Source organism: Bacillus paramycoides (assembly GCF_001884235.1).
Classification (GTDB): domain Bacteria; phylum Bacillota; class Bacilli; order Bacillales; family Bacillaceae_G; genus Bacillus_A; species Bacillus_A paramycoides.
The window spans coordinates 1-2,857 of the sequence record NZ_MAOI01000063.1; the positions used below are offsets into that span (position 1 = coordinate 1).

Consider the following 2,857-nt stretch of genomic DNA (forward strand, 5'->3'; position numbering starts at 1 on the left):
TTTTGACTTCTTCCGAAAACGCCAGGCTGGTCCTGGCTCTGGCTTTCTCCCCATACTCCTATAAAATTTTGGCTGGCACCGACGACACCAGCTTGCTCCTTACTTTCACCGTAGACAGCTTGTCCAGTGTCGCTGAATCCAGCCACACCTCGTCCACCAGCAGTGTTTGTACCGCTTACGGCAGGAACATTTGAATTATTAGAGTCACCAACTAAATTAGCCATTTGATTTCCTCCTTAAGTTATATTTTTAAATAACTAAAATTCAACCACATATTACTAATTTATTGCACAAGTTGTATATAAAGTACTAAAATTTAATGAATAGTCTATTCATATTCGGTTAACATAACGTAACATTATCGGTAGCAAATATTTTGATAGAGTCCTCTACGATTTTTTTTATTTTGTTCGTGGTAATTTAACCATAGACAAAAAACTCTAAACCCTTTGATATATCTAGTTTTTTTACACTTTTTAAAGTCTCTTTCTTCTCATTCTCTATATAAGGGCTTTTCTCCTTGCATTCCGAAATTCGGCAGGGGTAGGACTTTCGCCAAGCCGACAGAGCTACCGTTCATAAATATTTCTTTAATCTAATTTTAGTTACGCTATTTCGTGGGGTTTATCCCCCACACGACTAGCCAATCTCTTCCCTAAAACAAGGGGGAAAGGAACAAGTTTACATAAATACGCTTATCGGCAATCAAAAAAATGACCTTCCAAGGGTCATTTTTTGATTCTTATGTAACTAACGCATGCCTAGTTCTACTAGTTCTTCTAGTTATATATACATTTTTAAAAAAATAGTAATTTATAACAATCAATTGGACAACTTTTTTCATAAAAATAAAATTGTAAAGACAAGTTTTAATTTGAAACTTTACAATAAAAGCTTTTATTAAAGAAAGGTTGTGTTTTCTCTTGACACAAATGATCAATGATTTAACGTGTCCCTCTATTATGAGGACCCCTTTACAATTCACTAACTGTTTAGTTTTTGAAAACTGTGCTCAGAAAATTGGAGAAGCGAGAATTCCTGAAGCGAATCTCATTTCAACAGTTCTTACTACCCAAATTGGTGTTCTAATTCAGGCTGCTGCTACTGCTGCTGGAATTGGTACAATACCTGTAGCCGAATTGGCTGCATTGGTTAAAATAGTTCTAGATGCTTTATCCAGTGAAGACAAAGTGGCATTTGATGCATGCGTTTCCTCGACTCCGCGACTAGAAGGTCATTTACTTCGGGACAAGATTATTAATTGTGGAGATGTTACTGCTTCTGTTACTGTTAGAACTACTAGCGAGCTTACGCTCATGCTGACTGTTTCTTTATTACCTGCAGGTACAAAACTCACGGTGACCATTCCAGCTGGCACCATGGGTTGTACCCTTATCGCACTGACGATCCAAGAAGAAGAAGAAGCGTGTGGAGTTCTTCCAACTGATTGTATCTTCGAACAAGTGATTGATACAGAAGGTTCAACTACTTGTCTTGTCAATGGAACTTCAGTTAACTCGCTTGGTCTTGTAGTTATCACAAAACTGGTGATAGTCAAAGCGGCTTTTAAAGTGTTGAAGAAAGTAGTTCGAGCTGTACAAAGTCCATTACCGACATGTCCTCCGAACGGACCATGCCCACCATGTAGTTAATAGTAATAGTAAAAACTAGGGAGATAGCTAAATTTTGCTAATCTCCCTAGTTTTTGTATTAGTCTTTCTTAGGTCATTCGTTGAAAAGAAGCTCTATTAGAACAGGAGAGAAGAATAGTGGACAACAATAGTTTTTACTTGGATAAAGAAGTACGTAAGCTTCTTAAAATTGATAATAATACATTAAACACGATGTGCCAAGAATTTGAACAACGAGGCTACACTTTTACAAAAACTGAGCAAAATCAGTATAGCTTTCGAGATAATGATATTCTCTTACTTCGTAGTTTCCTAACCCTTGCCAAAACTGGAATGTCACTTGAGGCCGCGGCGAACAAAGTATTATTAATAGATGAAACTTCTAATAGTAATGCTACTACTAAAAAACAGGATCAGAACAATGAAAATTCCTTTAATCCGGTAGATAGACAAGTTCTTCTAAAACTAAGACATATGAATCAAGAGTTACTCCAACAAATAAATGAACAGCAAAAACACTATGAATCCTTGCTACAAAAGCAACAATCCTATATAGAGAACGCTTTACTTGAAATAAATAAAAAAAATATGAGTATAGGAACAGATACCCTAGAGAAAGAAAAAATAACCCGTAAACGTTTTCTTTCTTGGTTATTTGGAGAATAAAAAAATTTCTAATTAATATTTATTTACACTCATCCTGTCTAGCGTCCACTTGTTGATATGGCCTATTCATGCTACCGCATGAAAAACCTCAAGACCTTGCCTTTTTTCAAAAAGGGAACCCCAAAAACTTTTTCATCGCGAGTAGGCGTTCCCAAAACTCATTGTTTGGAGGAGAGTAAGAGGGTTCGGGCATAGTGAATGGGTCAAAGTCCTTTCCATTCCTTATGCTCCCTTCGGTCTGCTAACACTCCAAGGAATTGACTCATTCTATACATAGCATTTCTATCTTTTATAAAGTAAACCACCTTCAAACCAAGCCATATTAAGTCTACTGTTTACTTGCTCGAATCCTTCCTTCATTTCGAACTTTATTTCTCTCATTTATTTTTGATTTTATCACTCCGAACTTGCTTTCAACCAAAAAACAAAACCATAAAAAAGAATTATTTAATAATTTAGGAACCAAACTGAAACTCTTGCATACTATGTAATCAGGAAAAACAGTTTTGGAAACAAAACGCCATTTCCATCGGGGCAACCCGAAGGGAAGACCGATGTCT

The 2,857-nt window shown here is 36.3% G+C and carries 4 protein-coding genes; 2 read left to right on the forward strand and 2 right to left on the reverse strand.

What is annotated here, in order from left to right; genetic code table 11:
• On the reverse strand, nucleotides 1-224 hold a 224-nt coding region (locus BAU28_RS09090; RefSeq protein WP_208610965.1), incomplete at its 3' end, for a hypothetical protein.
• Nucleotides 225-923: 699 nt separating this feature from the next.
• Here BAU28_RS09090 and BAU28_RS09095 point away from each other — a divergent pair.
• Entirely contained in the window at nucleotides 924-1,652 is a 729-nt protein-coding gene (locus BAU28_RS09095) for a hypothetical protein (protein WP_071718386.1), read from the forward strand.
• 117 nt (nucleotides 1,653-1,769) lie between these two features.
• Nucleotides 1,770-2,297 (forward strand): hypothetical protein, encoded by a 528-nt coding sequence (locus BAU28_RS09100; protein ID WP_071718387.1) that lies wholly within the window; start codon nucleotides 1,770-1,772, stop codon nucleotides 2,295-2,297.
• A gap of 328 nt (nucleotides 2,298-2,625) precedes the next feature.
• Here the strand turns inward: BAU28_RS09100 and BAU28_RS30685 are convergent.
• A partial coding sequence (locus BAU28_RS30685) for a hypothetical protein (RefSeq protein ID WP_208610966.1) occupies nucleotides 2,626-2,857 on the reverse strand: 232 nt, incomplete at its 5' end.